We start from the raw sequence: 25,884 nt of genomic DNA on the forward strand, positions 1-25,884 counted from the left end.
AGCCAAGTGCGGTGCGGATTTCCTGGTCTCCGCCGACTTCGGTGATACGGCGCGTGTGCTCGACAAGCGCCGCCTTGGCAAGCAGCGGGTCGAGACCATTCAGATGCTGCGTGTGCTCACCGTCGCAGGCGAAGGATGGCGCCGTCATCCCGCTGCGAAGATGTGGGCGGGATACGAAGAGGCGCCGGTCCTTGAGGGCTCGACATCTGCGCCATTTGGTGCGACCTCGGTAGCGTCGACACGTGCGGGGGCACCCTCGTTGCCGACCTGACACGCGGCACCGGCCTCTCGTCGCCACGCGTGCAGGCGGATCTGGCAGCTGCCGGTGAACTGCCGCCCTGGCCCATCCGTCGTTCCACCGCAGTCAGTCGGCCCTTGTGCGCAAGGACCCGTCCCGCTATCGGCCGATCCTCACCGACATCCCCGACGATCTCCCGTACGTGTGGCCGAATTCCGACCGGCCACGCCGCACGGATCCGTAGGTCAGTGGGTTTGTGGGCTGTTCGGCCGTATCACGTGAATTGGGCCTGCTGAGCTAGCGCGTGCCCCAGTTGTATTGCTGCTTAAGCGTTCTCAGGTAGACCAGGGTTTCGGCAAGGTATACCCCGGGTAGCGAGCGGATGCGGGTGTTGAGAATGTCGAGCAGCTGCGCGTCGTCCTCACACACCACCTCGACCACGATGTCGAATCTGCCCGCCGTCAGCACCACGTAGTCGATCTCGTCGATCTGCGTCAGCTTTTCGGCGACCTGCAGGCTGTCGCCCGAGCAGCTGATCCCGATCATCGCTTCGCGCCCGAAGCCCAGTTCTGTCGGGTCGGTGACGGCGACGATCTGCATGACGCCGGCGCTCACCAGGCGCTGCACCCGCTGCCGCACCGCGCCCTCGGAGATGCCGACCTCCTCGGCGATGGCCGAGTACGGCCGCCGACCGTCTCGCTGTAGTGCGTAGATGATGGCCTTGGAGGTGTGATCCAGCGGCGGCTTCTGCGTGGTAACACCGATGTCAGCCATGGCCCTGATTGTGCACGGTAGCTAACGTCGTGTGCGGTTATTCGGTTTGCCCGTGTCGCTGGGAAATAGTGAAATGCCGCTGAAGTCGCCGGTGTCGGTGGCCGAACAGGGCACGCAGTCCTGCTGCGACGATCGGCGTAGCGGGACGCAGGGGAGCGCGGAGCTGGAATGTGATGTGGTCCCGCACAACGGTTTTGGCGTCGCCGTCGGGTGTCACCGTGCGTTGGTGCCGCCATGTGCGCATGCTCATCATCGTGGATTGCTCGTCGAAACCGCGGCCGGGCTCCAGTTCGGCGATGGTCAACAGGTCATAGTCGAACGGCAACAGACCGAACAGCCGCAACCAGCACCGGCCGATCGGGACGCCGACCGGCACATTGTCGACGGTCAGCGATTCCGCGCCACGCGGCATGGACATGGTCATCCACGGCCGTACCTCGTCGTTGATGCCTTCCGGCGTGACCACGCGCGCCCAGACCTGCTCGGCCGGCGCATCGACAACGCTCTGTCGTTCGATGATCATGACGATTCACGGTATCCGAGAAACGCCCATGACTGGCCGCTACCTTTGGTACCAGCGTTCCAAACGACGGAATCTCCGATAGGGCCTCGTGGCTCACATCCCGAAGCGCGTCCGGCGGAAAGTGGCAACAGCCTTCGGCGGTCCGGTCACCTCAACCCGCGCCGCAGCCTGCCTGCCGAAGATGTACAACAGCAGTTCACCAGGCCGCCCACTGAGCACTGCCCCCCGATGAGCCCGTCGCACCGTGAACCGCTTGTCGGTTCCCGCCCATTCGATCTCAAGTCCGATGTCTCGCAGGCGGCGGCTCAAGTAGCGACTCCCTTGGCAGACGTTCCGCCACAAGGCTTCCTCGAGTGCGGACGCCAGGGAGTCGCGCGGGCCCAAGCCGTTGGCTCTGCGCAAATCCTCGTGATGGACGAAGAACTCGTTGAGGCTCGGTCCCGCGCGGACCCAGCCGATCCGGAAGAAGCCCGGCGGAGGTCCCGAGCGGATCTGTGCGACCAGCAACTCGAACTGTCTCTGCCTCGTTAGTTTCGCTCTGCGTCGCTCGCCGAACCGTTGGAACAGACCGGGTAGGACCAGGCAGGGCCCGGCGATGAGGTCGTGTTCGCGCAGCACGAGATGGGCGGCAAGGTCTTCGGCGGTCCAGCCGTTCAGCAGAGTGGGTGCGTCAGCTCCGAGTTCATCGAAGAGATCGCACATCGCAAGTCGCTCCTGTGCGTCAAACGGAAGATTCGCCATGTTCATCAGCCGAAGACGAAGTAGCGCAACCACAAATAGGGGGCCGACACCGCGACAGTCAGCACTGTCACCACAAATCCCTTGCGGGTGAACTGCCAGAACCCGACCGGGTACCCCTCGCGTCCGGCGATTCCGACCATTACTACGTTTGCGCTCGCGCCGACCGCAGTCATGTTCCCACCGAAGCCGGCCCCGATGGCCAGGGCCCACCACATGGCCTGCACGTGGCCGGGATTGGGAATGGTGGTCGCGAGGTCGGCGACCACCGGGGTCATGGTGGCGACGTACGGGATGTTGTCGATCAGGCCCGAGAGCACCGCGGAGACGACGAGTATCAACATCGTCGCCAACAGCGGGTCGCCACCGGTGACGTCGCCCGCCAGCCGGGCCAGATTCGCGATCACCCCCGTCTTCACCAACGAGCCCACGAGGATGAACAATCCGGCGAAGAACAACAGTGTCTCCCATTCGACGCTGGCCAGATAGTGGACACTTTCCAGGCCGGAGATGATCACCAACACACCGGCACCGATGAGCGCCACGATGGAGGGCTCGACGTGGATGGCCGAGCTCGCGACCAACGCGGTGATCACTCCAGCCAACACGACACCCGACTTGGCCAGTAGCCGCACATCGCGGATCGCCTCACGTTCGTTGAGTGACATCACCTCGGCGACCCGGTCGGCGTGCACACCAAACGTTCCGCGGAACAGAAACGGGAGTGCCGCCACGAATGCCACCATCGCGATGATCGCCACGGGCGCAAGATGGATCAGAAAGTCGTTGAACGACAGGTGCGCTCGGCTCCCGATGATGATGTTCGGGGGATCGCCGATCAGCGTCGATACACCACCGATGTTGGACGCGAGCACTTCGGCAATGAGAAAGGGGATCGGGTTGATGTCAAGGCGGTCGCACACCAACAGCGTCACTGGTGCCATCAGCAGCACGATGGTCACGTTGGGCAGCACCGCCGAGGCCGTCGCGGTGATGAGGACGAGAAGAATCATCACCCTCAGCGGGGAACCGCCGGCCCGCTTCGCCGCCCAGATCGCGGCGTACTCGAAGCCACCCGTCTGTCGGAGCACGCCGACGATGACCATCGTGCCCAGCAGCAGAAAGATTACGTCCCAATCGATTCCGGTCTCGTGGGAGTAGAAAACGTCCTGGGAGTCGACGATGCCCAGCGCTAGCACCACCGCGGCGCCGCCGAGCGCGACCTTGACCTTGTGGATGCGCTCGGTCGCGATCAAGGTGTAGGCGACGATGAAGACGCCTAGTGCGACGATCGCCACCGCAACACCCTCAGGCTAGCGGGGCTCAGTGCGCGAGAACCACCTCGAGCAGGTGGGTAGCCGTGATGACACCGACGAGTCCTTGGCCTCCCATCACTGCGGCCAGCGGCGACCGGTTGCGCGCCATGGCGGCGGCCACTTCGACGATGGTGTCGTCCGCCTTCACCGTCGTCATATCGGGCGGCGGTTTTGGCAGCACCGACTCGACAGTCTTGTCGCTCAGCTTGTCCGCAACACGGTCGGCCATCGGCTCGCTCAACACTCCCGCGAGCGAAGGATCGTCCAGGACGTACGGCGGCACGAGCAGGCGGACGACTTGCGAAGCAGGCAGGATCGTCACCGGAGTCCCGTTCACGTCCGTGACGACCAGCCCGGGCAGCCGTCGGGTGGCCAACAGTCGGACCGCCTCGAGCGCACTGGAATTCAGTGCAACTGCTGGGAAGTCCTCGGCGATCTGCTCCGCCCTCATACGTCAACGCTACGACGCGGCAGTGCCAATGAGCACAAATCCATATGGATTCTTGGCGGGCCGGTAGTCTGCCAAATTGCGATTGCAGCGCCATCTGGTAACTCCCGCGGCCGTCGTTCAAGTCGGCACCTGCGGTGCGACTGCCGACCAGACTTCCCGGCGCTCCTCACGTAAAGATGCCGCAAACGGCACTGCGAGGCAACTAGAAATGCATTCGGACGCGCGGACGCTCGATCATTAGACTCTCGGCAATGCCCAAGCCCCTCCGTCTGCTGACGCGCGGCTCGTGGTCGGAGACGCAACGTTTTTCCGAAATCCTTCGTAGAGAGACCGTCGGCGGCGTGCTGCTGCTGATTGCCGCAGGCGCCGCACTGGTATGGGCCAATTCGCCGTGGGCGCAGGCGTACCGCTCAGTGTCGGACTTCGCGTTCGGACCCCAGACCTTGCATCTGCGCTTGTCCCTGTCGCAGTGGGCAGCCGACGGACTGCTGGCGATCTTCTTCTTCGTCGTGGGACTCGAACTCAAGCGTGAATTCGTTGCCGGTGACCTGCGCGATCCGCGCCGGGCCGCCTTGCCAATCGCGGCGGCGGTCGGCGGGATGGTCGTACCCGCTGCGATCTTCATTGCGATCAACGTGGCCAGCGGGCATCCCGAGAACCTCGACGGATGGGCGGTGCCGATCGCGACCGACATCGCGTTCGCAGTTGCCGTGCTGGCTGTGTTGTCCACGCACCTGCCGACCGCGCTGCGAACCTTCCTGCTGACGCTCGCCGTTGTCGATGACCTTCTCGCCATCACCGTTATTGCGATCTTCTATACGGATCATCTGGCCCTCGGTCCGCTCGCGCTCGCGCTGATCCCGATAGGACTGTTCGGGCTCGCGGTGCAGCGCGGGATTCATCGTTGGTGGGCGTTGATGCCGCTGGCCGTGGTCGCCTGGGCCCTGGTGCATACCAGCGGCGTGCACGCGACGGTCGCTGGGGTGGTCCTCGGCTTCACCGTCCCTGTGCTAGGCAGCCTCGGCCACCCCACCGCCGAATTGTTCGAACACAAGCTGCGGCCGGTGTCGGCGGCCTTCGCCGTACCAGTCTTCGCATTCTTCGCCGCCGGTGTGACGGTGGGCGGCTGGTCCGGTCTCGGTGACGCGCTGCTGCATCCCGTCACCGATGGGGTGATCGCGGGGCTGGTCATCGGCAAACCTCTCGGCGTGTTCGTCACCGCGTTTTTGTTGGCCAAGTTCACCCACGCCAACCTCGACGACGACCTCGCGTGGCGCGACGTGCTCGGCGTGTCGCTACTGGCGGGCATCGGTTTCACCGTTTCGTTATTGATCGGTGAACTTGCGTTCGGATACGGCACGCCGACGGGCGATGACGTCAAGATCGGTGTGCTGGTCGGGTCCGTTATCGCAGGTGTATTGGCGTCGGTGGTGTTGTTGAGCCGAAACGCCGCCTACCGGCGAATCCATGAATTCGAGACTGCGGACGCGGACCACGATGGTGTGCCCGACATCTACCAAGCTCGACAGGACTGAGGCCAGCGCCTCTGCGTAGACTGACCGAATGCTTGAACAGATCCGCGGTCCCGCCGATCTGCAGCACCTTTCGCAGTCGCAGCTGAGCGATCTGGCACAGGAAATCCGCGAGTTCCTGATCCACAAGGTCGCTGCCACCGGCGGGCACCTAGGCCCCAACCTCGGTGTGGTGGAGCTCACGCTTGCCCTGCATCGCGTGTTCGATTCGCCGCACGATCCGATCATCTTCGACACCGGACATCAGTCCTATGTGCACAAGATGCTCACGGGCCGCAGCCATGACTTCGACACGCTTCGCAAAAAGGGTGGTCTTTCGGGCTATCCGTCGCGCAGCGAGAGCGAGCACGACTGGGTGGAGTCCAGCCACGCGAGCTCGGCGCTGTCGTATGCCGATGGCCTTGCCAAGGCGTTCGAGCTGTCCGGGCATCGCAACCGGCACGTGGTCGCGGTCGTCGGCGACGGCGCCCTGACAGGCGGCATGTGCTGGGAGGCGCTGAACAACATCGCCGCGGCGCGCAGGCCGGTCGTGATCGTCGTCAACGACAACGGCCGCAGCTACGCCCCGACCATCGGCGGGTTCGCCGAGCACCTCGCCGGGCTGCGGCTGCAGCCGGGCTACGAGAAGGTGCTCGACGAGGGCAAGCGGGCCCTGCGAGGCGTGCCGCTGGTGGGCGAACTCTGCTACCAGTGCCTGCACAGCGTCAAGGCGGGCATCAAGGATGCGCTGTCGCCGCAGGTGATGTTCACCGACCTCGGGCTGAAGTACGTCGGCCCGATCGACGGGCACGACCAGCACGCGGTGGAAAGTGCGCTGCGCAGCGCCAGGGGCTTCAACGCGCCGGTGATCGTGCACGTCGTCACCCGCAAGGGCATGGGTTACCCGCCGGCCGAGAACGACGAGGCCGACCAGATGCACTCATGCGGTGTGATCGATCCCGAGACCGGCCTTGCGACGTCGGTGCCCGGGCCGGGCTGGACCTCGGCGTTCTCCGACGCGCTGATCGGCTATGCCTCGCGGCGACGCGATGTCGTGGCGATCACGGCGGCGATGCCGGGTCCGACGGGGCTGACCAGCTTCCGGCAGCGTTTCCCTGACCGGTTCTTCGACGTCGGCATCGCCGAACAGCACGCGATGACGTCGGCGGCCGGGCTGGCGATGGGCGGCATGCATCCGGTGGTGGCCATCTACTCGACGTTCCTGAACCGGGCGTTCGACCAGGTCATGATGGACGTCGCGCTGCACAAGCTGCCGGTGACCATGGTGCTCGACAGATCGGGCGTCACCGGCCCCGACGGCGCCAGCCACAACGGCATGTGGGACATGTCGATGCTGGGCATCGTGCCGGGGATGCGTGTCGCGGCGCCGCGCGACGGTACCCGGCTGCGCGAGGAACTCGGCGAGGCGCTGGACATCAACGACGGCCCGACCGCCATTCGGTTCCCCAAAGGTGATGTCGGCGAAGACATACCGGCGCTCGAACGCCGCGGCGATGTCGACGTGCTCGCCGTGCCCGCGGACGGTCTTTCAGACGACGTGTTGCTGGTGGCCATCGGCCCGTTTGCGTCGATGGCGCTGACGGTCGCCGAGCTGCTGCGCAACCAGGGCATCGGTGTGACCGTGGTCGACCCGCGCTGGGTGCTGCCGGTGCCGGACGCGATAGGTGAGCTGGCCCGCGCGCACAAGCTGGTGGTGACAGTCGAGGACAACGGCGTTGCAGGCGGCGTCGGCTCGGCCGTATCGGCGGCGCTGCGGCACGCCGAGATCGACGTGCCGTGCCGCGACGTCGGGTTACCGCAGGAGTTCTTCGCGCAGGCGTCGCGCGGTGAGGTGCTGGCCGATGTCGGCCTGACTGACCGCAACATCGCCCGCCAAATCACGGGCTGGGTGGCCGCGCTCGGCGCGCATACCACGGAGCCTGCCGTCAGCGAGCGCCTCGACTAGCCTTTGCCATCGGCGAGTGGCCAGTTATTGCACGCATTTCGCGTGTGCGCGTGACACAAGTGGCCACTGGGCGAGCAGCTAGGCTGCGGCAATGGACGCGGAGTTGAAGCGCTGGAAAGCCGCGGGCGAGTACTTCGACTACCTGGGCTTCAACATCTTCTACCGCACCGAGGGACACGGGCCGAATCTGCTGCTCATCCACGGTTATCCGTTCAACTCGTGTGACTGGGCGCCGCTGTGGGACAGGCTGACCGAGCGATTCACCGTTATCGCGCCCGACATGCTCGGCATGGGATTCTCCGACAAGCCGTTCGCCTACCAGTACTCGGTTCACGACCACGCCGACATGCACGAGGCGTTGCTGGCGCACCTCGGTGTCGAGTCGGCGCACATCCTGGCCCACGACATCGGGGACTCGGTCGGCCAAGAGCTGTTGGCGCGCCACGAGTTCGGCCAACCTGCCTACGGCGCACTGCGGATCGACTCGATCACCTGGCTCAACGGCGGCTTGTTCAATGAGGCATACACACCGCGGCTGATGCAGAAGGTGTTGTCGCGTACACCGCTGGGGGACTTGCTGAGTCCGCTTCAGGGCAGCCCGCTGTCAAAGCGAATCATCGAACCGACGATCAACGAGATGTTCGGGCCCGACACCAAGCCGTCGCGACGCATGCTCGACCTGTTTCACGAGATCCTCGAATACAACGACGGCAAGCGGGTGACCCACAAGGTCGGCCGGTTCGTCAACGACCGCTACGCCCACCGCAATCGATGGGTGCGCGCGATGCGCGAGACCGCCGTCCCGATGCGGTTGATCGACGGCCCGATCGATCCCAACTCGGGCAGGCACATGGCGCAGCGCTACCTGAGGGTCATTCCGAATCCCGACGTGGTGATGCTCGACGACAACATCGGGCACTGGCCGCAGATCGAGGCGCCCGACGCGGTGCTCGAACACTTCCTCGCTCACATCGACCGAATCGCCTAGTCCGCACCACCCGTCTATTTCTGCTCGCGCTCGGAAAGTGCCTCGGCCAATACCGGCACGGTCAGCTCGCGCTGCCACGGCCGCGCGCCGGCGTCGCGCAAAAACTCGTCGACCGCCGCGGCGACATCGTCGACCGGCTTCCAGTCCCAGCACAGCCGGCGCACCAATTCGGGGGAGAGCAGGTTCTCCGTTGGCACCGAAACCCGTTGCGACAGTTCGGTCAACACCGCCCGCGCGGTCTCCAGCCGGACGGCCGCTTCTGGCTTACGCCGAGACCAGCGCGACGCAGGCGGCGGGCCGTTCGACGGCTCCTGCGCGTCCGGCGGATCCACGATCCGTGCGCGGGCCAGCGCATCCAGCCACACCTGCGCGCTGCGGCGTTGCCGGTTGCCGCCGAACACCGGAAGCTCCGTCAGCTTCTCGATGCTGTCCGGATTGACGGTGGCGGCGTTGATGATTGCGGCGTCGGGCAGGATCCGCCCCGGCGCGATATCGCGGCGACGGGCGATGTGGTCGCGCGTCTGCCACAACTCCCGCACCGCGGCCAGCGCCCGCGGGTTGCGTACCTTGTGAATGCCCGACGTGCGTCGCCAGCGATCTCGTCGCGTCGGCGTCGCCTCGTACGTCCGAACGAACTCGAATTCCTGTGCGGCCCAATCGGTTTTGCCCTGCTCAGCCAGCACATCGGCAATCGCGTCGCGCAAATCGAGCAGCACCTCGACGTCCAGGGCCGCATAGTTCAGCCATTCGTCAGGAAGCGGACGCTTCGACCAATCGGCGGCGCCGTGTCCCTTCATCAGCTGTAGGCCAAGCAATCGCTGCACCATCGCCGCCAGATTCACCCGGTCATAGCCGGCCAGCCTGCCCGCCAACTCGGTGTCATACAGCTTTGGTGGCCTGATGCCGATCTCGGCCAGACACGGCAGATCCTGATCGGCCGCGTGCAACACCCACTCGTCGGTGGCGAGCACCTCGGCGATCGGCGCCAGCGTCTCGATCGGGTCGTGGCCGTGGTTCACCGGATCGATCAGCACCGTGCCTGCACCGGCGCGGCGGATCTGCACCAGGTACGCGCGGTTGGAGTACCTGAAGCCCGACGCCCGCTCGGCATCAACCGCGAACGGTCCATGTCCGGAAGCCAAAACATCTGCGGCCCTTGCTATTTCGGTTCGGCTGATCGATAGTGGCGGCACTCCGTCACGCGGCGCCAGCAGTGGGGTGGCCTCGGCTTCTGGTTCAGCAGCGGCCGCGGCGTCTGGGTCATCCCCGGGGGAGTCCTGCATCGTCAGGCGCGCGTGCGGGAGCTCAGGTCGGTGACCCCCGCTGGAGGCAGGCCCGCCGCGTGCTCGAGCACCTCGCAGAACGCCTGCACATGCGGCCCGAGTTCCAGCGTCGTCGCCGTCCAGGAGGCCCGCAGCTCCAGCTGATGCGCGCGCGGAGGCCCGGAGATGTCGCCGTAGCGCACCGACGTGGTGGCGGTGACCGTGCCGCCCAACGCCGTGACATGTTCGGCGCGCGACTGCAGCGCCTCGACAAGCCAGCTCCACGCGACGTCGGGCAGCAACTGGTCGACGGCTTCGCTCGGGTCGAGGTCGGCCTGGATGTAGGCGACCAGCCGCATGGTGCCGTCCCACGCCTCGGCGCCCTCAGGGTCGTGCAGCAGGATCAGCCTGCCGAACGCATCGCCCTCCGAGCGCTCGGGGACGATGGCGGTCTCGGGGTGCCGGACCTCGGCGCCCAGCGCGTAGCTGTACGGCGCCAGCCGCTGCGGCGGGCGGATCGGGCCGAGCTCGATTTCCGGCCGTACGGTGGTGGCATTCATCGCCGCCACCGCTTCACGGAACTGATCCGGTTCGGCGGTGGTCATGCCGTTTGACGCTAGACCATCTTGGCTGGTCTGTGCGCAGGCGCGCCGATTTCGTGCGCGCGACGCCTGCGCCGCAGATGAGACGATGAAACGATGCCGGAACGGGTTGCTCAGCCCATCGAGGAAATCGCCCGCCTCGACCGCGACGACCAGCCAGGAAAGTCCCAGATTCAGGCCGATCCGGCCGTGCGAGGGCTGCGGCCGTGGCCGCCCGATCTGGCGCAGCAAGGCGAGGATGACGATCAACGCGGCTGAGCCCGCATGGCAGCATTGGTGCCAATGAGTACCCGCCGCGAACTGCCCGAGTCGCCCTACCTGGCCGCAGCCACCGGCCGCAAACCCAGCCGCGTGCCGGTGTGGTTCATGCGGCAGGCCGGACGGTCGCTGCCCGAGTACCGGGAGCTGCGGGCCAAGAACACGATGATGCAGGCGTGCTTCGACGCCGAGCTGATCACCGAGATCACGCTGCAGCCCATCCGCAGGCACGGGGTCGACGCCGCAATCCTGTTCTCCGACATCGTCGTGCCGCTACAGGCGTCGGGCATTGACCTCGACATCGTGCCCGACGTCGGACCGGTGATCGAGCGTCCCGTGCGCAGCATCGCGGACGTGAAATCTATCAAACCCCTTGAGCCGCAACAGGTTGCGCCTGTTGCGCAGGCCGTGTCGCAGCTGGTGGCCGAACTGAACGACGTTGCCCTGATCGGATTCGCCGGCGCCCCCTTCACGCTGGCCTCCTACCTCGTCGAGGGCGGGCCCAGCAGGCATCACGAACGCACCAAGGCGATGATGCTCGGCGAACCCGAAACCTGGCATGCGCTGATGACCGCGCTGACCGACGTGACGATCGCATTCCTGCAGGTCCAAGTGGCGGCAGGGGTGGACGCGATTCAGGTGTTCGACTCGTGGGCAGGCACGCTGTCGCTGGCCGATTACCGCAGCTATGTACTGCCGCACAGCCGCAGGGTGTTCGCCACGCTCGCCGAGGCTGGCGTGCCGATGACGCATTTCGGGGTGGGCACCGCCGAGCTGCTCGGCGCGATGTCGGAGGCCGGCGCGACCGTGGTCGGCGTGGACTGGCGCACGTCGCTGACCGATGCCGCCGCTAGGGTGCGGCCAGGAACTGCCTTGCAGGGAAATCTTGACCCGGTGGTGTTGTTGGCCGGCTTCGACGTGGCGCAGCGTGCGGTGCGTGCCGTTGTCGAGGACGGCAGGCGCGCGGTCGACGCCGGCGCAGCGGGCCACATCTTCAACCTCGGCCATGGCGTGCTGCCGAGCACCGATCCGTCCGTCATCACCGACGTCGTGGCGCTGGTGCACTCCCTGTGACTGCGTCGTATGCCGTTGTCGGGGGCGGCATTTCGGGTCTGGTGGCGGCGTATCGGCTGCGGGTCGCAGCGGGACCGGACGCGACCATCACCGTGTTCGATCCTGCGGACCGGCTGGGTGGGGTGCTGCGCACGGAACGGGTCGGCGGCCAGCCGCTGGACGTCGGGGCCGAAGCGTTCATTGCGCGACGGCCCGAGGTGCCCGCGCTGCTGGCCGAGCTGGGCTTGGCACGCCGACAGATCGGCACCACCGGCGCCCGGCCGTTGATCTACAGCCAGCGCCGGCTGCACGAGATGCCGATCGGCACCCTGCAGGGCATACCCGCGGATCCAGACACGCTCACGGGCCTCGTCGACGATGCCGCGATCACGTGGATGCGTGACGAGCCCACCCGTCCGTTTTCCTGGCGTCCCGGCGCCGATCCGTCGGTGGCCGCACTCGTGGGTGACCGGTTCGGTGACCAGGTCGTGGTCCGCTCGGTTGATCCGTTGCTGGCGGGCGTGTATGCCGGATCTGCGGCCACCATCGGTGTGCGATCAGCCGTCCCGACCTTGGCCGCCGTGTTGGACCGCGGCGCGCGCAGCCTCACCGAGGCGGTCCGTGAGACGCTCCCGCCGCCGCTGACCGGGTCGGTGTTCGGCGCCATCGACGGCGGCTACACGGTGCTCGTCGACGAGCTGGTACGCCGGGCGGCCATCGGTTGGGCGCAAGTCGCCGTCGATCGAGTCGATGCGGCGCCGCCGGGCTGGGATCTGGTCGACGACGAGGGGCAGCGCTGGCACGCCGACGCCGCGGTGCTGGCCGTGCCTGCGCCGAGGCTGGGAAGGCTGATCGACACCGTTGCCCCGCGGACCGCCGCGGCAGCCCGACGCATTGGCGTCGCATCCTCGGCGTTGGTGGCGCTGGCGCTGCCGGGTGGCATCCCGCTGCCCGATCAGTCGGGAGTACTGGTGGCGCACGGAGAACGGTTGCGCGCCAAGGCCATTACGTTGTCGAGCCGCAAGTGGGGTCAGCGCGGAAACGTCGAGTTGGTGCGCCTGTCGTATGGCCGGTTCGGCGACGATCTGGCCCGCAGCGCAGGCGACGAGGACCTGCTGGAGTGGGCGTCGCAAGATTTGGCGACGGTGTTCGGTGTCAACGTCGAGCCGGTCGACTGCCATGTGCACCGGTGGATCGACGCGATGCCGCAATACGGGCCGGGCCACCTCGAGCTGGTCGCCGATCTGCGGGCCGGCTTGCCGCCGACGCTTGCCGTCGCGGGCGGATACCTGGACGGCATCGGAGTGCCCGCTTGTGTAGCCGCGGCGACGAGGGCGGCCGCGTCGCTGGTCACCTCGCGCGTGGCACGATAGATACATGGCCAAGCTGGATTTCGACGAGCTCAACGCGACCGTCCGCTACCTGATGTTTTCGGTGTTCGCGGCCGACCCTGGCGCGCTGGGTGACGACCGTGCCGGCGCCGTCGACGAGATGGCGACTTTCCTCAAGGAGCAGGAAGAGCGAGGCGTGGTGGTCCGCGGCCTCTATGACGTCGCGGGCATGCGGGCCGATGCCGACTTCATGATCTGGACCCACGCGGAGACGGTGGAGGCGCTGCAGGCGACCTATTCGGATTTCCGCCGCACGACCGCCCTCGGCCGTGCGAGTGATCCCGTGTGGAGCAGCGTCGCGCTCCATCGCCCCGCCGAGTTCAACAAGAGTCACATCCCGGCGTTCCTGGCGGGGGAGGAGCCAGGTAACTACGTCTGCGTGTATCCGTTCGTCCGGTCCTACGAGTGGTACCTGCTGCCCGACGACGAGCGCCGCCGTATGCTGGCCGAGCATGGCATGGCCGCCCGCGGCTACAAGGACGTGCGCGCCAACACGGTGCCCGCGTTCGCGCTGGGTGACTACGAGTGGATCCTGGCGTTCGAGGCGCCCGAGTTGCATCGCATCGTCGACTTGATGCGCGACTTGCGGGCCACCGACGCGCGTAGGCACACCCGCGAGGAGACGCCGTTCTTCACCGGTCCGCGCGTTGGAGTGGAAGAGTTGATCAACAAACTCCCGTAACTGCGCCGGCGAAAGGGACCCCAGTTGTCTGAAGCAAAGACCGGGCAGGATCTGCTGTTCGACGCGTTGAGGACCAAGGGCACGGCTTTCACCCACGACGAACGTCGTAAGTACGGTTTGCTGGGTCTCTTGCCGACCGCCGAGAAGACCGCCGACCAGCAAGTCGAGCATTGCTGGAACGAGTTCTCCACTCGCCGTGAGGGTCTCGACCGGCACATCTACCTGCGCGCGTTGCAGGACCGCAACGAGGTGCTGTTCTACCGCGTGCTACGCGACCACATCGCCGAGACGATGCCGATCGTGTACACCCCGACGGTTGGCGAGGCCTGCCAGCGCTTCAGCGAGATCTACCGACGGCCGCGCGGGCTTTTCGTGTCCTACCCCGACCGAGCCGAATTGCGCGAGGTGTTGCGCAACCGTCCGCATCATGACGTCGACGTGATCGTCGTGACGGACGGGCAGCGAATCCTGGGCCTTGGCGATCAGGGCATTGGTGGAATGGGCATCCCGATCGGAAAGCTCTCGCTCTACACACTCATCGGCGGAATCGACCCGGCACGCACCCTGCCGATCGTGCTCGACGTGGGCACAGACAACGTCGAATTGCTGGAGGACCCACAGTATTTGGGCTGGCGGCACCGGCGGATCGCCGACGACGACTACTACGCGTTCATCGACGAGTTCGTCGCGGCGGTGCACGAGGAACTGCCCGACGTGCTGCTGCAGTGGGAGGATTTCGCCACCGCCCATGCACTGCCGATTCTCCAGCGATACCGCGACAAGTTGCTGACCTTCAACGACGACATTCAGGGCACCGCAGCCGTCGCTCTCGGCGCGCTGCACGGCGCGGCGAAAGTCGCAGGCCGCCCGCTGTCGCAGCAGCAGGTCGTGATGCTCGGCGCGGGGTCGGCGGGCATGGGTGTGCTCGACATGGTGCAGCGTGAGATGATGGCGCAGGGATTGTCCGAAGCCGATGCGGCGGACCGGATCTGGGTCGTCGACATCCAAGGGCTGCTCACCGAGGACCGAACCGACCTGTCAGCCGAACAGCAGAAGTTCGCCAAGCCCGTCGCCCGCGTCGCGGATTGGGGCTTGAGCGGGCCTGCCCAACTCGGCGACGTCGTGCACAATGTCGATGTCGGCGTCTTGCTCGGATTGTCCACCGCCGCTGGAGCTTTCACCGAGGAGATCGTGCGCGAGCTCGCGGCCAAGACCCAACGCCCGATCATCTTCCCGCTGTCCAATCCGACAAGTCGCGCCGAGGCGCATCCGGCGGAGTTGGACGCCTGGACCGACGGTCGCGCGCTGATCGCAACGGGCTCACCGTTCGCACCGTTGCACCGAGACGGCGTCGAACGTCCAATTGCGCAGTGCAACAACGTTTATATCTTCCCGGCCATGGGACTGGCCGTCACTGCGGCACAGGCCACCCGGGTCACCGATGAAATGATGCGGGTCGCAGCCGCTACTCTCGGTGACGCCTCGCCGGCACTGCTCGATCCAAACCAGCCACTGCTGCCTGCGTGGACGGACGTTCCCGACGTCGCCGTGCGCATCGCGCACGCGGTAGGTCTGCAAGCGATCGCCGACGGCGTAGCTGAAAAGCGCAGCGCCGAGGAACTCGCCGATCGAATCACGCAGGTGCGCTGGACACCTGAGTATCGCGTCTGAGTTTGCTTAGCGTTTCGCCTGAGCGGGAATAACTGCGCCGTGTAGCCGATTGGCATCGGTCCGTCAGCATGATTCCAGATTGACGGCGTTCACTAAGACTATGAGCCAAAAGGTCATTCAAAACATACGGCTCTGTGCCGCAGTAATCGGTAGTGGCGCCATGATCGCCCTTGGCGGCGTGGCGGTGTATTGCATGCAGGGCGAGCAGTTCACAGCGGCGGGAAGCTCCAGCGCACCCGCCACGACGACTGAGCCGACGGTGCCTGCGATCGAGAAAGCGGTGCCGAGTATCACGGGGCCCGCACCGCTATACGCGGGGGAGGCGCCGAACTCGAACCCGCAGGCGCCGATCCCGTAAGCACGAGGCGGTTTGTGGGCTCACATATCCATGCCGCCGTTGACGCTCCAGACCTGGCCGGTGATGTAGCTCATACCTTGATCGCCGGCGCGATTCCGCGGGAACACGACATCCGATGCCTCATCGACGACGATGGCGGGCGGCCAAACCGCACACCATGACGGCCCGGCCAGAAGAGTCATCGCGTCCGAATTCACCTCGTGCACAACGATCCGCGGGGGTGTGGCGACGATCGGTGCGTTGTCACTACGAGACATTGGTACCTTGCGTGCCGCAATCGTCGGAATCGTTTGCCCAACAGACTCTCTCGATTGGGATCGACGTGCGGCCGCTTAGGCGGTCAATTGGAGGTGTCTAAAGCGTCACGGCTGGAGCATTCTTTGGGCTTTTACGCCCACACGCCGGGTCCGCGGCCCCATCGATGGCCTCACCCGCATCGCGCATGAAGTCGACGAAGGCGCGTCGCGTCGCGAGCGTGTAGCGGTCGGCCTCGACCGAGAGTTCGTACTGCTCGCGCTCGAACGGCACCTCCAGCGGGTCCAAGGTGTTCAGGGTCGGCAGGTCCTCGTGCAGCACCTGCATCTCGGTGGCAAGTGTTGCGGCCGGGTCGTGCGCGGTGTAGCCGGCCGAAGTCCCAGAGACGAGGAATATCCGGCACCCTGTCGGACCCGCCGGAGTGAACGCCTCCATGACGACCCGCTTGCCGCCCACGCCGTGATCGAGCAGCACGGTGGCGATGCTCGGTGCCACCGCGTGGTAGTCGAACGTTTGGTCCTCGATGTCGCGGAACAGTTCGGATTCGCCGTTGGCGGCGGAGTAGTGCCGTGTCATCCACGTTTCGTAGCCTTCGCGGCGCACGTCGAACTTCGCCACCCGGTGCGGGACGTCCCCCATCGTGCCTCGGTGGACGAATGGGAAGTGGGCGACGTCGCGGAAGTTCTCCATCGCGGCCAGGATTCCGGCCTCGACGTCGACCGGATCGCCTGCGGCGTAGGTCATTCCGAGCGGTTCGAGTTCGGGCAGATGCGGCGGCCCGGTCAGCGGATCGCCGACGCAGGTCCAGACCAGGCCGTAGCGCTCGACGGTGGGGAAGGCGTCGATGACGGCGGACTTCGGGATCGGCGCGGATGGGCCGTTGGACGGGATGTAGACGCAATGCCCGTCGGCGCCACGCCATCGCCACCCGTGATACGGGCATTCGATGGAGTCACCGATGACCGCGCCGAGGTGCAGCGCCCCGCCCCGATGCAGGCATCGGTCGGGCAGGACCCGCGGTCGATTGTCGGCGGTGCGGAATGTGACCAACCGCCGGCCGAGCAACGTCGCCTGCCGGGGGCGGTCCAGATCAACTGCGCGCGCGATCGGATACCAGCCGCGGCGCAGTGCGGCCACGCGCGTCTCGGGAGTCATCCGTCAGTCGGGGTGGGCGCAGCGGTGAGATTGTCGAAGGCGACCGCGGTCAGCGCGGGCAACGTCGCAGGATCGCGGAGCAGGCCCCGCACGACGATGGTCGCGAGTTCTCCTGCGACGTGTTCGCGCGAGTAGTCCCGGTGGCGGAACGGGCTGGTGCCGCCAGGGGCGTGTGCGGCCGAGTTTCGGTACCGGCGCTGCACGCCCTCCTCGGCTGCGCAGATGTTCAGTGCCGCGAATTCGGGATCACACTCAATGAACTCGCCGCACGCGATGCCGTCGCTGATCAAAGCGCCGATATGTCCATGCAGCGCGGCGGTGTCGGCCCAGAACTCGACGAACACGTCGGGCTGCTGCTCGGCCAGCACCTCGACTTCGCAGATGTCGATCGGCGAAGAGCACAGCTCGAGCATGTCGAGCCGTAGCAGCCGTAGCAGCCTGACGGCGGGCGAACCGCCTTCGGCCACAACCTGTTCCGCGAAGTCGAGCGAAACGCGGTTCAGCGCGAGCAGGCCGAGCAGGATGTCCTCTTTCTGGCGGAACCAGTAGTACAGCGACGACTGACCCAGCCCGCACTCGCGTGCGATCTCGGTCATGGTGGTATTCAAGTACCCGCGCTCGCGGAAAAGTCGGGCGGCGACGACGAGGATGTGGCCCTGGCGACCGGAGTCGGCATCGGTGTCAATCGTGACTTGGCCCTGATCAGTGTGCTGCGCCACCGACACTCCGTCCCCTCCGCGGCCGCTGTTGTGGGCCGTTCGTGTTCCGTGATCGTCTCATGACATCAACATCCCGCCGTTGATTTGCACGCACTCTCCAGTGAAAGATCTAGCCCCCGTGAGGAATACGACGAGGTCGGCCACCTCGGCGGGCTGCACCAGCCTGCCGGTCGGCATGCCTGCCGTATACATGCGATGCAACTCGTCCAACCCGACGCCCTGGAACTCGGCGTCGCGATTGAGCTGCTCGGTCTCGGTCGGGCCTGGCGCGATCGCGTTCACCCGGATCAGGGGGGCCAGCTCCCGGGCTAACGACCGCGTCATACCGAGCAACCCTGCCTTGCTCGCCGCGTAGGCACTGAAGCCGGGCTCCCCGCGCAGCCCGGAGATGCTGCACGCGTTGATGACCTGTCCGGCACTCTCCCGCAGCGCCGCGGCGGCGGCCTGCGTTAGCCACAGCGGAGCGGTCAGGTTCACGTCGATGTCGCGCCACCATAAGGCCATCGTCTCGACGGTCGGCTCGACAACTGTCATCGTCGCGGCATTGTTTACCAGTAGGTCCAGCCGCCCGAAACGCGCGAGCACCCCGTCGACGACCGCTCGGCAGGCATCACGCCCGCGTAGGTCGGCAGGGATCGTCACGTCGGCGCCGGTGACATCGCCCGCCTCCGCCAGATCGGTGGCCGCGACAGTCCAGCCCGCCCCGGCGAGCCCGGCCACGATCGCGCGGCCGATGCCTCCTGCGGCGCCGGTCACCAGCGCCACTGGGGCGCTCACTGGATCACCACGCCGCCGTTGGGCGAAATCACCTGGCCGGTAAGCCATGTCCACTCGGCGACGTCGACAATGGCGCGGGCCAGTTCCTCTGGGGTGCCGAAGCGGTCGAGCGGGATGCTTTGGCGGTAGTCCTCGCCGCGCCACCGCTCGGTCAGCATCTCTGTGTCCGTCGGGCCCGGGCAGATGACGTTGACCCGCACCTGATCGGGGCCATATTCGCGGGCGACTGAGCGGACCAGGCCGATCATCGCCGATTTGGCCGTCACGTACGGCACGTGATCTCCGTCGCCGAGCAGGGCCAGCTCCGAGGAGATTGCCACGATCGAGCCGCGCCGCCGTGCCCGCATACGCGGTCCGACCGCGGCGATGACGTTGACGCAGCCCCCGAGGATGACCCCAAGGCTGTTGTGCCACAACTCCGGTGTCACCTGCTCAAGCGGCACGTCGACGTCGAAACCCGCACACGCCACTGCGATTTCGATCGGGCCCAAGTCGGACTCGACGGCAGCGACCAGCCCGTCGACGGCCGCCACATCCGAGACGTCGGCTTCGTAGGCAACGCCACCGATGTCAGCGGCCACCTGCTTGGCCTCGGCCTCGCGACCGAGGTGATCGACCGCGACGTGGTATCCGCGGGCGGCGAGCGCGTAGGCGGTGGCGCGGCCGATGCCGCTCGCACCTCCAGTCACCAGGGCAGCGCCCGCCATCTCAGTGGGCCTCGTCCGCGGCCAGCGGGACCGACGCACCGTTGAGGGGCAGTGGAAATTCGGTGTCCAGGATGGAGACGATGTGCTCGACGATCCGCTCGGTCAGCAGTTCTCCCTTGGCGACGGTGGCCTGGGTCGCCGATGCGAGCACGCCCGTGGGAGTCGACATCGTCGGGTCGATCGGCAGCACGTCCCACGGCACGTTGCGGGCCGGGGCATCGTCGACGATGCGGTCCATGCGCACTGTGGCGGGGCGCAGGTACTCAAAGAGCGACGTCTCGATGACCGCGGCGTGCTCGAGGGCCAGACCTGGGAAGCCGTCCGGGAACAGCATGTCCAGATCGGCGTCGGCGAAGTCGGGCATGCCGTTCTCGACGACGACGATCTTCACGTCGGGGTAGCGCCCGGACACCAGATAGGCCGGTTCGTACACGAAGTTGGCGTTCTCGAAGTGCCAGCTGTACAACACGATTCGGCGGAATCCAGTGCGGATCAGTTCCTCGAGAAGGTCTTCGAGCATGGCGATGAACGTCGTCGCGCGCAGCGACAGCGTGCCGGGGAACTGCTGACCGCCGCCGCTGGCCGGGCGTGACCGGTAGCCGAGCCGAATAGCTGGACCGACGATGAATGGGCGTCGGGCCGCGGCCAGACGCAACAGCGCCTGGGGGACCACCCAGTCGGCGCTGACCGGCAGGTGCGGGCCGTGCTGTTCGGTCGAACCGACCGCGATCACGACCGGGGCGTCCGCGGCGGCGGCCGCCGCTATCTCGGGCCAGGTCATCCACTCGTACTCGACGGTGCCCTCACCCAGCACCGGGCTCATGCGATCCTCACTCACAGCTGCCTCCACGTTTTCTTTCAGCCAAATCGATACCGTATCGGTTTGCAATATCTGCGATATGTCAATAGATACTACGTCGCGTCGACAGACGCATATTCGATACGTTATCGACACGGGTATTTATTGTGCACGAAACAACTGGCTCCTACCTTCGCAACTGTCCGCCAAATCCCCACGTTTCTTCTGGAGGCGCCAACGTGCGCATGTACTTCTGCACCGACATCCACGGCAGCGAGCGGTGCTGGAAGAAGTTCCTCGCCACCCCCAAGCACTACGAGTGCGACACGATCGTGATCGGTGGCGACATCACGGGGAAGTTCATCGTGCCGGTGATCGAGACCAAGCCCGGCAAGTTCAAAGCCCGGTTCGCCGGCATCGAGCGCAAGGTGAGCAAGGGGCCTGCGCTCGACAACCTGCTGGCGATGATCGCCGACGCGGGTGAGTACGCATTCCTTACCACCCCCGACGAATACGAAACGTATGCCGGTGACCAGGACAAGACCGACGACCTGTTCCACACGCTGATCCTCAAGCGCGTCGAGCGATGGATCGACATGGCCGAGGACCGCCTCGCCGGCACCGGCGTCCGGGTCCTGATCAGTGGCGCCAACGACGACTACTTCGAGGTCGACGAGATGCTGAGCCGGTCGAGCCTGATCGAGGACCCCAACGGGACGGTCATCGAACTCGACGGCGGCTTCCAGATCATGGGCATGGGCTACGGCAACATCACGCCGTGGGCGTGCCCCCGTGACGTGTCCGAAGAGGATCTCGGCCGCCGGATCGACGAGGTGATGGCCACAGTCGCCGACCCCGGCAAGACGATCATGAGCCTGCACGTCCCGCCGTACGCCTCGGGACTGGACTATGCGCCCGAGCTCGACGGGGATCTGCGCGCGGTCGTCACGTCCGGCGGCCCCCACATGATCCCGGTCGGCAGCACCGCCACCCGCGACGCCATCTCCAAGTACACGCCGATGCTCGGCGTGCACGGACACATCCACGAATCCCGTGGAGTCCGCGACCTGGACGGCGTGCCGATCGGCAACCCGGGCAGCGAGTACAGCGAGGGGGTCCTGGGTGGCCTGCTGATCGATCTCGACGAACGACACGGCCTTGTCAACACGAGCCTGGTAAGGGGCTGATCCAATGACTGCTGCACCGACACTCAACACTGGCGTGCCGACCGCGACGGGGGTATTCACTCGAGCCAGCTCGGGCCTGGTCCGCCAGGTCCGCACCGACGACGTGATGTTCTACGGATGGCAGCAGATCGCCCTCGGCTACATCATCTTCATCGTCGCGGCCTGGCAGTTCTACCCGGGCGCGTCCATGGAGCTGGCCACCCTGATCGCCACGGTCGCAGGGCTTTTCATCGCCGGCTGCTACGGGCTGCTGAGCATGGTCTACCCGCGCTCGGGCGGCGATTACGTCTTTATGTCGAGGATCCTGCATCCGGTCGCCGGCATCGCACTGAGCATGTCCCTGGTTTTCTGGCAGCTCTTCTACACCGGAGTCAACGGGGCGTTCCTCTCCAAGTTCGGGATTGCGCCCATGCTCAGCTCGCTGGGCGTCCAGGAACACAATGCGGCCCTGATCAACGCGGGCAACTGGTTCGCAGGCAAATGGGGCCTGTTCCTCGGCGGCGTCCTGGTGATCGGCACCTTCTCGTTCGTCCAATACCGCGGTGCCGGGGTGTACTTCAAGGTGCAGCGGTGGGCCAGTTACATCACGGCGGTCAGCCTGCTGGTCACGTTCGTCACCCTCGCGCTGGCGGCGACCGGCGTGCTCGACTTCCACCACAACTTCGACGCGGCTGCAGGGGCGGGCGCCTACGACAACGTCATCGCGGCGGCTGGCAACACCCAGCACCCGTTCAGCCTGACCCAGAGCATCTTCTTCGCGGCCTGGCCGGCGTTCTCGCTGTGGTTCGCGGTTCTCTCGGTTAGCTTCGGCGGCGAGGTGAAGGACGGGCAGCGTAGTCAGCTCCGGGGCATGACGCTGGCCATCGTCACCATGGGCGGGGCGATGATCCTGCTGATGTTCCTGTACCGCGCAGCGTTCGGCAGCGCGTTCATGCTCGCCTCGACCGAGGTGACGCCGGATAAGTTCCCGCTCGACGCGGACCCCTACGTCAACCTCTATACGGGTATTGCCGGCGGCAATCCGGTGCTCACGGTGGTGAACAGCCTGTGGGTGCTCTCGCTGCTCTTCTTCGTCGGCGCCAGCTCGTTGATTGTCTCGACCCGCAGCATGCTCGCATGGTCGCTGGACGGGATGGCCCCGAAGTGGTTTTCGTCGGTCTCGGCCAAGTTCCACACACCGACCTGGGCCCTGGCGTTATCGGCGGCGATCGCCTTCGTCTGGGTCTGCCTCTACGCATTCACCAGCTCTGTCCTGGTGCTGGGCGGGTTCCTCGGCCAATGCATCCCATTCATGGGCGTCTGCTTGGCCGCGATCATCTTCCCGTTCCGGCGCAAGCGCGAGTTCGAGTCCTCGCCGGTGGCCTACCGGGTGGGCAAAGTACCGGTGATCTCGGTGATCGGCGTCATCGCGCTTGTCTGCGTGGTGTTTGTGTTCTACCGGCTGCTGATCGACGCCGCCTACGGGGCCAACAACCACCTCTCCGAAGTCATGACGGTGGCCGTCACGGTGTTCGCGCTGACCTGGTATGCGGCGTTCCGGATCTACCGGGCCCGGCAGGGGGCCGACATCAAGGGCCAGTTCAGTGAGATTCCGGTCGAGTAATGGACGGGACGGACGCCGCAACTCTCTTGCGCGCCGAGCGGATACCCGCCGAGGCCGCCCGCCTTGTCGGATCCGCCGCGGAGCAATCGCTGCTGCTGCGGATCACCGGCTCGGTGGCCGTGCATCTGCACTGCCCCCGGCACAACGCGTTGATGCGCGCGCTTGGCCGACGTCCGTTCTACGACATCGACTTCTGGGGACGCGATCGCGATCACCAGCGAATCGATACGTTCTTCCTGACGCAGGGCTACCTCGCTGACCCGGCAGCGCGTGGCCTGAGAGAGTGGGGCATCAAGCGGCAGATCTTCGCCCACCCCGAAACGGGCATCAAGATCGACGTCTTCATGGACACCCTGGTAATGGCGCATTCGATCAAGTTCGCCGACCGGCTCGAACTGGCCGACCCGTGCATCTCGCTGGCCGACCTGCTGCTCTCTAAGCTGCAGATCCACGAGATGACGGCCAACGACCTGATCGACCTCACCGTGCTGCTCGGTGAGCACCGGATCGGGTTGCAGTCGGCCGGACAGATCGACCTCAACCGCATCCGCGACGTGCTGTGCGACGACTGGGGATTCTGGTACTCGGCCGACCTGAACCTGGCACTGCTGCACGACTCGGTGCAGCGGCACGGTGTTGACCCGGTGTTGGCGGCCCGGGTCCGGACACAGATCGAGACCTTGCGGGCGCACCTGGCCGAGGCGCCCAAGTCCCGGCGTTGGAAGATGCGGGCCAAGGTCGGCACCCGCAAGCGGTGGTACCAACAGGTCGATGAGGTCAGCTAATGGGGGTTGGCGCGCTCAGCCCGGCACGTAGCCGACGGCCGCGTCGACGACGTTGTGCAACGGTTCGCCGCGCCGCCACCTCTGCAGGTTGTCGGTGAAGACGGTCATCATGTCGACCTCGAACCCGACGTAGTCGCCGGACATGTGGGGCGACACAAGCACATTCGGCATCGACCACAAGGGCGAGCCGGCCGGCAGCGGCTCGACCTCGAACACGTCCAGTGCCGCGCCGGCGATCGTCCCGGCCCGAAGCGCGTCGATCAGCTCGGCCTCGACGACGGTTGGTCCGCGCCCGATGTTTACGACGTACCCGCGTGGCCCGAGCGCGTTTAGCACCTCGGCTCCGACGAGCGCGGTGGTGGCCGGTGTGAGCGGAACGGCCAGCACGAGCAGGTCGACGTCCGCAGCCACCGAGACGAGGTCGTGCGAGCTTCGTATCGGCCCGAAGTCCGGGTCGAGGTCAGGGGTGCGACCGATCAGGGTGACGTGGACGTCGAGGCGGGCGAGGCGGTCGGCGATGGCCCGGCCGATCGATCCGGTGCCCAACACCGCCGCCCGGGCCCCGGCGAGCCGCCCCGTGGCACGGTATTGCCAGGTGCTCTTCTGTTGCAGGGCCCAGGTGTCGGCGAGCCCCTTGACGTGCGCCAGCAACGCCGCCAGCACCCATTCGGAAATCGACGTGTCGAATACACCGCGCGAGTTGGTCAGCACGATCGACTCCAGCTCCGGGCAGATAAGCCGGTTTACCCCGACCGACGCAGCGTGTACCCAGCGCAGTTCGTCGGTCCGGCGCAGCAGCGGAGCGAGGTCGGCGAAGCGGTGGTCCCAGATGTACAGCACCGACGCGCCTGCCAGTTCCTCGTGGCTGGGGGCCGAGTCGATCTGGACTACCTCGATGTCGCCGGGGATCAGATGCAGCGGAGGCGGCGGTGCGTCAGGGTCGGGCTCGATCAGGACGAGCACGCGGGGGCAATCCGGCACGGCTGCTCCATTCAATTACGGCTACATAGGAATGCTTTTCGATAGTATATCGAAAAGGTATATATCCGCTGAGTAGTGAGAGAATAAACACCAATGCCTGACATGACGACCGATCGTCACTTTCTCGACCCGGGGACCTACGAGCCCGATATCACTAATCCCGCCGAGCTACGAGCACATCGCAAGCGCAGGCTCGCGCTGGCCTATCGGGTGTTCGGCGCGATGGGCTGGGGGTCCCTCGGCGATGGACACATCTCCGCGCGCGACCCAGAGCGACCCGACTGCTTCTGGCTCGGGCGCTATGGTGTGCCGTTCCGGTACATGACAACCGAGGACCTGGTGCTGGTCCGTGGCGACGGCACCATCGAAGGCGACGGCCACATCAACATGGCGGCGTACTACATTCACGCGCCGGTGCACGAGGCACGGCCCGAGATCGTCTCCGCCGCCCATTGCCATACGCCCTACGGGACGCCGTTCTCGGCGAACGTCATCAAGCTCGAGCCGATCTCGCAGGAGTCGTGTGCGTTCTTTGGCGATCACGAGATCTTCGACGACGAGGAGGTCAACATCGGGTCGACCGACGGCGGCAAGCGGATCGCGGCGGCGATCGGCGGTGCCCGCGCGGTGATCCTGCGCAATCATGGTCTGCTGACGGTCGGTGCCAGCGTCGACGCAGCGGTCGGCTACTTCCTATTGATGGAACGCTGCGCCGAGGTCCAGATGAAGGCCCGCGACGCCCGCCCGATCGGGCACGAGTCGGCTCGGCGGGTTCACGACGAGCTCGACGAGGTCGCCGCGTGGCAGGTATTCCAGTGGGCGCAGCGCACCTACGTGCCCGACATCAGCGTGGCCGGGCAGTAGCGGTGCGGCGGATTGCGTGACTTGGGGAACATCGGTGGCGACATGGCATCCCGTACGTGTCCGGCGATCCGGAATTGGATCTCGAGCCATTGTGAGATTTGATCGACGATGCGCTCGCCGAGTCATGCGTCGCTGCGCGTTTTCTGCCCGACTGTCGTGGTCGAGCCGGGCCGCGCGATCAGCGCACACGCCGATGCAACGCTCTATCGGATTCTGTGGGTGCAGCCACAACCCGGCGGACGCACCGCCGTGGTTGGTGGATGGCGCGTC

The 25,884-nt window shown here is 66.1% G+C and carries 27 protein-coding genes and 2 pseudogenes; 15 read left to right on the plus strand and 14 right to left on the minus strand.

From position 1 onward, the window contains the following. Positions 1 to 22: 22 nt before the first annotated feature. Positions 23 to 482 (plus strand): annotated as a pseudogene (locus tag MYCSM_RS12570) (MSMEG_6728 family protein). Between the two features lie 53 nt (positions 483 to 535). Here MYCSM_RS12570 and MYCSM_RS12575 read toward each other — a convergent pair. The 5 genes from MYCSM_RS12575 to MYCSM_RS12595 all read right to left on the minus strand — a co-directional run bounded on the left by MYCSM_RS12575 (position 536) and on the right by MYCSM_RS12595 (position 4,040). Continuing rightward, complete coding sequence (locus tag MYCSM_RS12575; RefSeq protein ID WP_015306535.1) at positions 536 to 1,012, minus strand: Lrp/AsnC family transcriptional regulator; 477 nt, start codon at positions 1,010 to 1,012, stop codon at positions 536 to 538. A gap of 37 nt (positions 1,013 to 1,049) precedes the next feature. Continuing rightward, positions 1,050 to 1,535 carry a hypothetical protein gene (locus MYCSM_RS12580; RefSeq protein WP_015306536.1) on the minus strand — a complete coding sequence of 162 codons (486 nt, stop codon included), beginning with the start codon at positions 1,533 to 1,535 and terminating at the stop codon, positions 1,050 to 1,052. 93 nt (positions 1,536 to 1,628) lie between these two features. Further along, positions 1,629 to 2,276, minus strand: a complete 648-nt coding sequence (locus tag MYCSM_RS12585) for a TIGR03085 family metal-binding protein (RefSeq protein ID WP_041313900.1) — start codon at positions 2,274 to 2,276, stop codon at positions 1,629 to 1,631. Positions 2,277 to 2,281: 5 nt separating this feature from the next. Next, positions 2,282 to 3,571 carry an SLC13 family permease gene (locus MYCSM_RS12590; RefSeq protein ID WP_015306538.1) on the minus strand — a complete coding sequence of 430 codons (1,290 nt, stop codon included), beginning with the start codon at positions 3,569 to 3,571 and terminating at the stop codon, positions 2,282 to 2,284. 25 nt (positions 3,572 to 3,596) lie between these two features. Continuing rightward, complete coding sequence (locus MYCSM_RS12595) at positions 3,597 to 4,040, minus strand: CBS domain-containing protein (RefSeq protein ID WP_015306539.1); 444 nt, start codon at positions 4,038 to 4,040, stop codon at positions 3,597 to 3,599. A 251-nt stretch (positions 4,041 to 4,291) separates the two neighbouring features. Here MYCSM_RS12595 and nhaA point away from each other — a divergent pair, with 251 nt between their 5' ends. From nhaA to MYCSM_RS12610, 3 genes are all read left to right on the plus strand, one after another. Further along, a complete protein-coding gene (nhaA, locus tag MYCSM_RS12600; protein WP_015306540.1) occupies positions 4,292 to 5,575 on the plus strand; it encodes a Na+/H+ antiporter NhaA in 1,284 nt (427 codons plus the stop codon). A 28-nt stretch (positions 5,576 to 5,603) separates the two neighbouring features. Beyond that, entirely contained in the window at positions 5,604 to 7,517 is a 1,914-nt protein-coding gene (gene dxs, locus MYCSM_RS12605) for a 1-deoxy-D-xylulose-5-phosphate synthase (protein WP_015306541.1), read from the plus strand. A gap of 91 nt (positions 7,518 to 7,608) precedes the next feature. Next, the gene (locus MYCSM_RS12610; protein ID WP_015306542.1) at positions 7,609 to 8,505 is read left to right on the plus strand and encodes an alpha/beta fold hydrolase; all 897 of its coding nucleotides are present in this window, start codon (positions 7,609 to 7,611) and stop codon (positions 8,503 to 8,505) included. Between the two features lie 14 nt (positions 8,506 to 8,519). On the opposite strand, the gene MYCSM_RS12615 is transcribed toward MYCSM_RS12610, so the two are convergent. Together MYCSM_RS12615 and MYCSM_RS12620 are read right to left on the minus strand one after the other, a co-directional pair. Further along, a complete protein-coding gene (locus MYCSM_RS12615) occupies positions 8,520 to 9,788 on the minus strand; it encodes an HRDC domain-containing protein (RefSeq protein ID WP_015306543.1) in 1,269 nt (422 codons plus the stop codon). A gap of 2 nt (positions 9,789 to 9,790) precedes the next feature. Next, positions 9,791 to 10,372: a DUF3000 domain-containing protein gene (locus MYCSM_RS12620; RefSeq protein WP_015306544.1), complete on the minus strand. Its 582-nt coding sequence runs from the start codon at positions 10,370 to 10,372 to the stop codon at positions 9,791 to 9,793. Positions 10,373 to 10,465: 93 nt separating this feature from the next. On the opposite strand from MYCSM_RS12620, the gene MYCSM_RS37135 reads away from it, so the two are divergent. The 6 genes from MYCSM_RS37135 to MYCSM_RS12645 all read left to right on the plus strand — a co-directional run bounded on the left by MYCSM_RS37135 (position 10,466) and on the right by MYCSM_RS12645 (position 15,782). Further along, positions 10,466 to 10,627, plus strand: coding sequence for a hypothetical protein (locus MYCSM_RS37135; RefSeq protein ID WP_015306545.1), 162 nt, complete (start codon positions 10,466 to 10,468; stop codon positions 10,625 to 10,627). A gap of 24 nt (positions 10,628 to 10,651) precedes the next feature. After that, positions 10,652 to 11,701, plus strand: a complete 1,050-nt coding sequence (gene hemE / locus MYCSM_RS12625; protein WP_041311957.1) for a uroporphyrinogen decarboxylase — start codon at positions 10,652 to 10,654, stop codon at positions 11,699 to 11,701. After that, a complete protein-coding gene (locus MYCSM_RS12630) occupies positions 11,698 to 13,053 on the plus strand; it encodes a protoporphyrinogen oxidase (RefSeq protein ID WP_015306547.1) in 1,356 nt (451 codons plus the stop codon). The genes hemE and MYCSM_RS12630 overlap by 4 nt, the downstream gene beginning before the upstream one ends. A gap of 4 nt (positions 13,054 to 13,057) precedes the next feature. Then, positions 13,058 to 13,753, plus strand: coding sequence for a hydrogen peroxide-dependent heme synthase (gene hemQ / locus MYCSM_RS12635; RefSeq protein ID WP_015306548.1), 696 nt, complete (start codon positions 13,058 to 13,060; stop codon positions 13,751 to 13,753). Between the two features lie 24 nt (positions 13,754 to 13,777). Then, entirely contained in the window at positions 13,778 to 15,424 is a 1,647-nt protein-coding gene (locus tag MYCSM_RS12640) for an NAD-dependent malic enzyme (RefSeq protein WP_015306549.1), read from the plus strand. Positions 15,425 to 15,524: 100 nt separating this feature from the next. After that, positions 15,525 to 15,782, plus strand: a complete 258-nt coding sequence (locus MYCSM_RS12645; protein ID WP_015306550.1) for a hypothetical protein — start codon at positions 15,525 to 15,527, stop codon at positions 15,780 to 15,782. Positions 15,783 to 15,802: 20 nt separating this feature from the next. On the opposite strand, the gene MYCSM_RS12650 is transcribed toward MYCSM_RS12645, so the two are convergent. The 6 genes from MYCSM_RS12650 to MYCSM_RS12675 all read right to left on the minus strand — a co-directional run bounded on the left by MYCSM_RS12650 (position 15,803) and on the right by MYCSM_RS12675 (position 20,233). After that, positions 15,803 to 16,039 carry a hypothetical protein gene (locus MYCSM_RS12650; protein ID WP_015306551.1) on the minus strand — a complete coding sequence of 79 codons (237 nt, stop codon included), beginning with the start codon at positions 16,037 to 16,039 and terminating at the stop codon, positions 15,803 to 15,805. 97 nt (positions 16,040 to 16,136) lie between these two features. Next, the gene (locus MYCSM_RS12655) at positions 16,137 to 17,192 is read right to left on the minus strand and encodes an aromatic ring-hydroxylating oxygenase subunit alpha (RefSeq protein ID WP_015306552.1); all 1,056 of its coding nucleotides are present in this window, start codon (positions 17,190 to 17,192) and stop codon (positions 16,137 to 16,139) included. Then, the gene (locus MYCSM_RS35235; protein ID WP_157681319.1) at positions 17,189 to 17,911 is read right to left on the minus strand and encodes a TetR/AcrR family transcriptional regulator; all 723 of its coding nucleotides are present in this window, start codon (positions 17,909 to 17,911) and stop codon (positions 17,189 to 17,191) included. Before MYCSM_RS35235 ends, MYCSM_RS12655 begins: the two co-directional genes overlap by 4 nt. Positions 17,912 to 17,968: 57 nt before the next feature. Beyond that, entirely contained in the window at positions 17,969 to 18,688 is a 720-nt protein-coding gene (locus tag MYCSM_RS12665; RefSeq protein WP_041311959.1) for an SDR family NAD(P)-dependent oxidoreductase, read from the minus strand. Next, complete coding sequence (locus MYCSM_RS12670; RefSeq protein WP_157681320.1) at positions 18,685 to 19,377, minus strand: SDR family NAD(P)-dependent oxidoreductase; 693 nt, start codon at positions 19,375 to 19,377, stop codon at positions 18,685 to 18,687. The genes MYCSM_RS12665 and MYCSM_RS12670 overlap by 4 nt, the downstream gene beginning before the upstream one ends. Positions 19,378 to 19,396: 19 nt before the next feature. After that, complete coding sequence (locus MYCSM_RS12675; RefSeq protein WP_232425760.1) at positions 19,397 to 20,233, minus strand: creatininase; 837 nt, start codon at positions 20,231 to 20,233, stop codon at positions 19,397 to 19,399. Between the two features lie 200 nt (positions 20,234 to 20,433). Here MYCSM_RS12675 and MYCSM_RS12680 point away from each other — a divergent pair, with 200 nt between their 5' ends. Genes MYCSM_RS12680 through MYCSM_RS12690 form a run of 3 tightly spaced genes read left to right on the plus strand, consistent with a single transcriptional unit; the run spans position 20,434 to position 23,769 of the window. Further along, positions 20,434 to 21,381, plus strand: coding sequence for a metallophosphoesterase family protein (locus MYCSM_RS12680; RefSeq protein WP_015306557.1), 948 nt, complete (start codon positions 20,434 to 20,436; stop codon positions 21,379 to 21,381). 4 nt (positions 21,382 to 21,385) lie between these two features. Continuing rightward, positions 21,386 to 22,984, plus strand: a complete 1,599-nt coding sequence (locus MYCSM_RS12685; RefSeq protein WP_015306558.1) for an APC family permease — start codon at positions 21,386 to 21,388, stop codon at positions 22,982 to 22,984. Then, positions 22,984 to 23,769 (plus strand): hypothetical protein, encoded by a 786-nt coding sequence (locus tag MYCSM_RS12690; RefSeq protein ID WP_015306559.1) that lies wholly within the window; start codon positions 22,984 to 22,986, stop codon positions 23,767 to 23,769. Before MYCSM_RS12685 ends, MYCSM_RS12690 begins: the two co-directional genes overlap by 1 nt. A 15-nt stretch (positions 23,770 to 23,784) precedes the next feature. On the opposite strand, the gene MYCSM_RS12695 is transcribed toward MYCSM_RS12690, so the two are convergent. Continuing rightward, positions 23,785 to 24,750 carry a D-2-hydroxyacid dehydrogenase gene (locus MYCSM_RS12695; protein WP_015306560.1) on the minus strand — a complete coding sequence of 322 codons (966 nt, stop codon included), beginning with the start codon at positions 24,748 to 24,750 and terminating at the stop codon, positions 23,785 to 23,787. A 102-nt stretch (positions 24,751 to 24,852) separates the two neighbouring features. Between MYCSM_RS12695 and MYCSM_RS12700 the strand changes: the two genes are divergently transcribed. Continuing rightward, positions 24,853 to 25,614, plus strand: a complete 762-nt coding sequence (locus MYCSM_RS12700; RefSeq protein ID WP_157681321.1) for a class II aldolase/adducin family protein — start codon at positions 24,853 to 24,855, stop codon at positions 25,612 to 25,614. Positions 25,615 to 25,655: 41 nt separating this feature from the next. After that, positions 25,656 to 25,875 (plus strand): annotated as a pseudogene (locus MYCSM_RS38150) (diaminopimelate decarboxylase); the annotation flags it as partial. Positions 25,876 to 25,884: the final 9 nt, after the last annotated feature.

The organism is Mycobacterium sp. JS623 (genome assembly GCF_000328565.1).
GTDB lineage: Bacteria > Actinomycetota > Actinomycetes > Mycobacteriales > Mycobacteriaceae > Mycobacterium.

What these genes read in the sequence shown, in the direction of transcription:
- MYCSM_RS12685 (WP_015306558.1), top strand. Translation starts at nt 21,386, where the DNA reads ATGACTGCTGCACCGACACTCAACACTGGCGTGCCGACCGCGACGGGG.
- MYCSM_RS12585 (WP_041313900.1), bottom strand. Translation starts at nt 2,276, where the DNA reads ATGGCGAATCTTCCGTTTGACGCACAGGAGCGACTTGCGATGTGCGAT.
- MYCSM_RS12610 (WP_015306542.1), top strand. Translation starts at nt 7,609, where the DNA reads ATGGACGCGGAGTTGAAGCGCTGGAAAGCCGCGGGCGAGTACTTCGAC.
- MYCSM_RS12655 (WP_015306552.1), bottom strand. Translation starts at nt 17,192, where the DNA reads ATGACTCCCGAGACGCGCGTGGCCGCACTGCGCCGCGGCTGGTATCCG.
- nhaA (WP_015306540.1), top strand. Translation starts at nt 4,292, where the DNA reads ATGCCCAAGCCCCTCCGTCTGCTGACGCGCGGCTCGTGGTCGGAGACG.
- hemE (WP_041311957.1), top strand. Translation starts at nt 10,652, where the DNA reads ATGAGTACCCGCCGCGAACTGCCCGAGTCGCCCTACCTGGCCGCAGCC.
- MYCSM_RS12620 (WP_015306544.1), bottom strand. Translation starts at nt 10,372, where the DNA reads ATGACCACCGCCGAACCGGATCAGTTCCGTGAAGCGGTGGCGGCGATG.
- MYCSM_RS12615 (WP_015306543.1), bottom strand. Translation starts at nt 9,788, where the DNA reads ATGCAGGACTCCCCCGGGGATGACCCAGACGCCGCGGCCGCTGCTGAA.
- MYCSM_RS12690 (WP_015306559.1), top strand. Translation starts at nt 22,984, where the DNA reads ATGGACGGGACGGACGCCGCAACTCTCTTGCGCGCCGAGCGGATACCC.
- MYCSM_RS12700 (WP_157681321.1), top strand. Translation starts at nt 24,853, where the DNA reads ATGACGACCGATCGTCACTTTCTCGACCCGGGGACCTACGAGCCCGAT.
- MYCSM_RS12650 (WP_015306551.1), bottom strand. Translation starts at nt 16,039, where the DNA reads ATGTCTCGTAGTGACAACGCACCGATCGTCGCCACACCCCCGCGGATC.
- hemQ (WP_015306548.1), top strand. Translation starts at nt 13,058, where the DNA reads ATGGCCAAGCTGGATTTCGACGAGCTCAACGCGACCGTCCGCTACCTG.
- MYCSM_RS12595 (WP_015306539.1), bottom strand. Translation starts at nt 4,040, where the DNA reads ATGAGGGCGGAGCAGATCGCCGAGGACTTCCCAGCAGTTGCACTGAAT.
- MYCSM_RS12575 (WP_015306535.1), bottom strand. Translation starts at nt 1,012, where the DNA reads ATGGCTGACATCGGTGTTACCACGCAGAAGCCGCCGCTGGATCACACC.
- MYCSM_RS37135 (WP_015306545.1), top strand. Translation starts at nt 10,466, where the DNA reads ATGCCGGAACGGGTTGCTCAGCCCATCGAGGAAATCGCCCGCCTCGAC.
- MYCSM_RS12580 (WP_015306536.1), bottom strand. Translation starts at nt 1,535, where the DNA reads ATGATCATCGAACGACAGAGCGTTGTCGATGCGCCGGCCGAGCAGGTC.
- dxs (WP_015306541.1), top strand. Translation starts at nt 5,604, where the DNA reads ATGCTTGAACAGATCCGCGGTCCCGCCGATCTGCAGCACCTTTCGCAG.
- MYCSM_RS12645 (WP_015306550.1), top strand. Translation starts at nt 15,525, where the DNA reads ATGAGCCAAAAGGTCATTCAAAACATACGGCTCTGTGCCGCAGTAATC.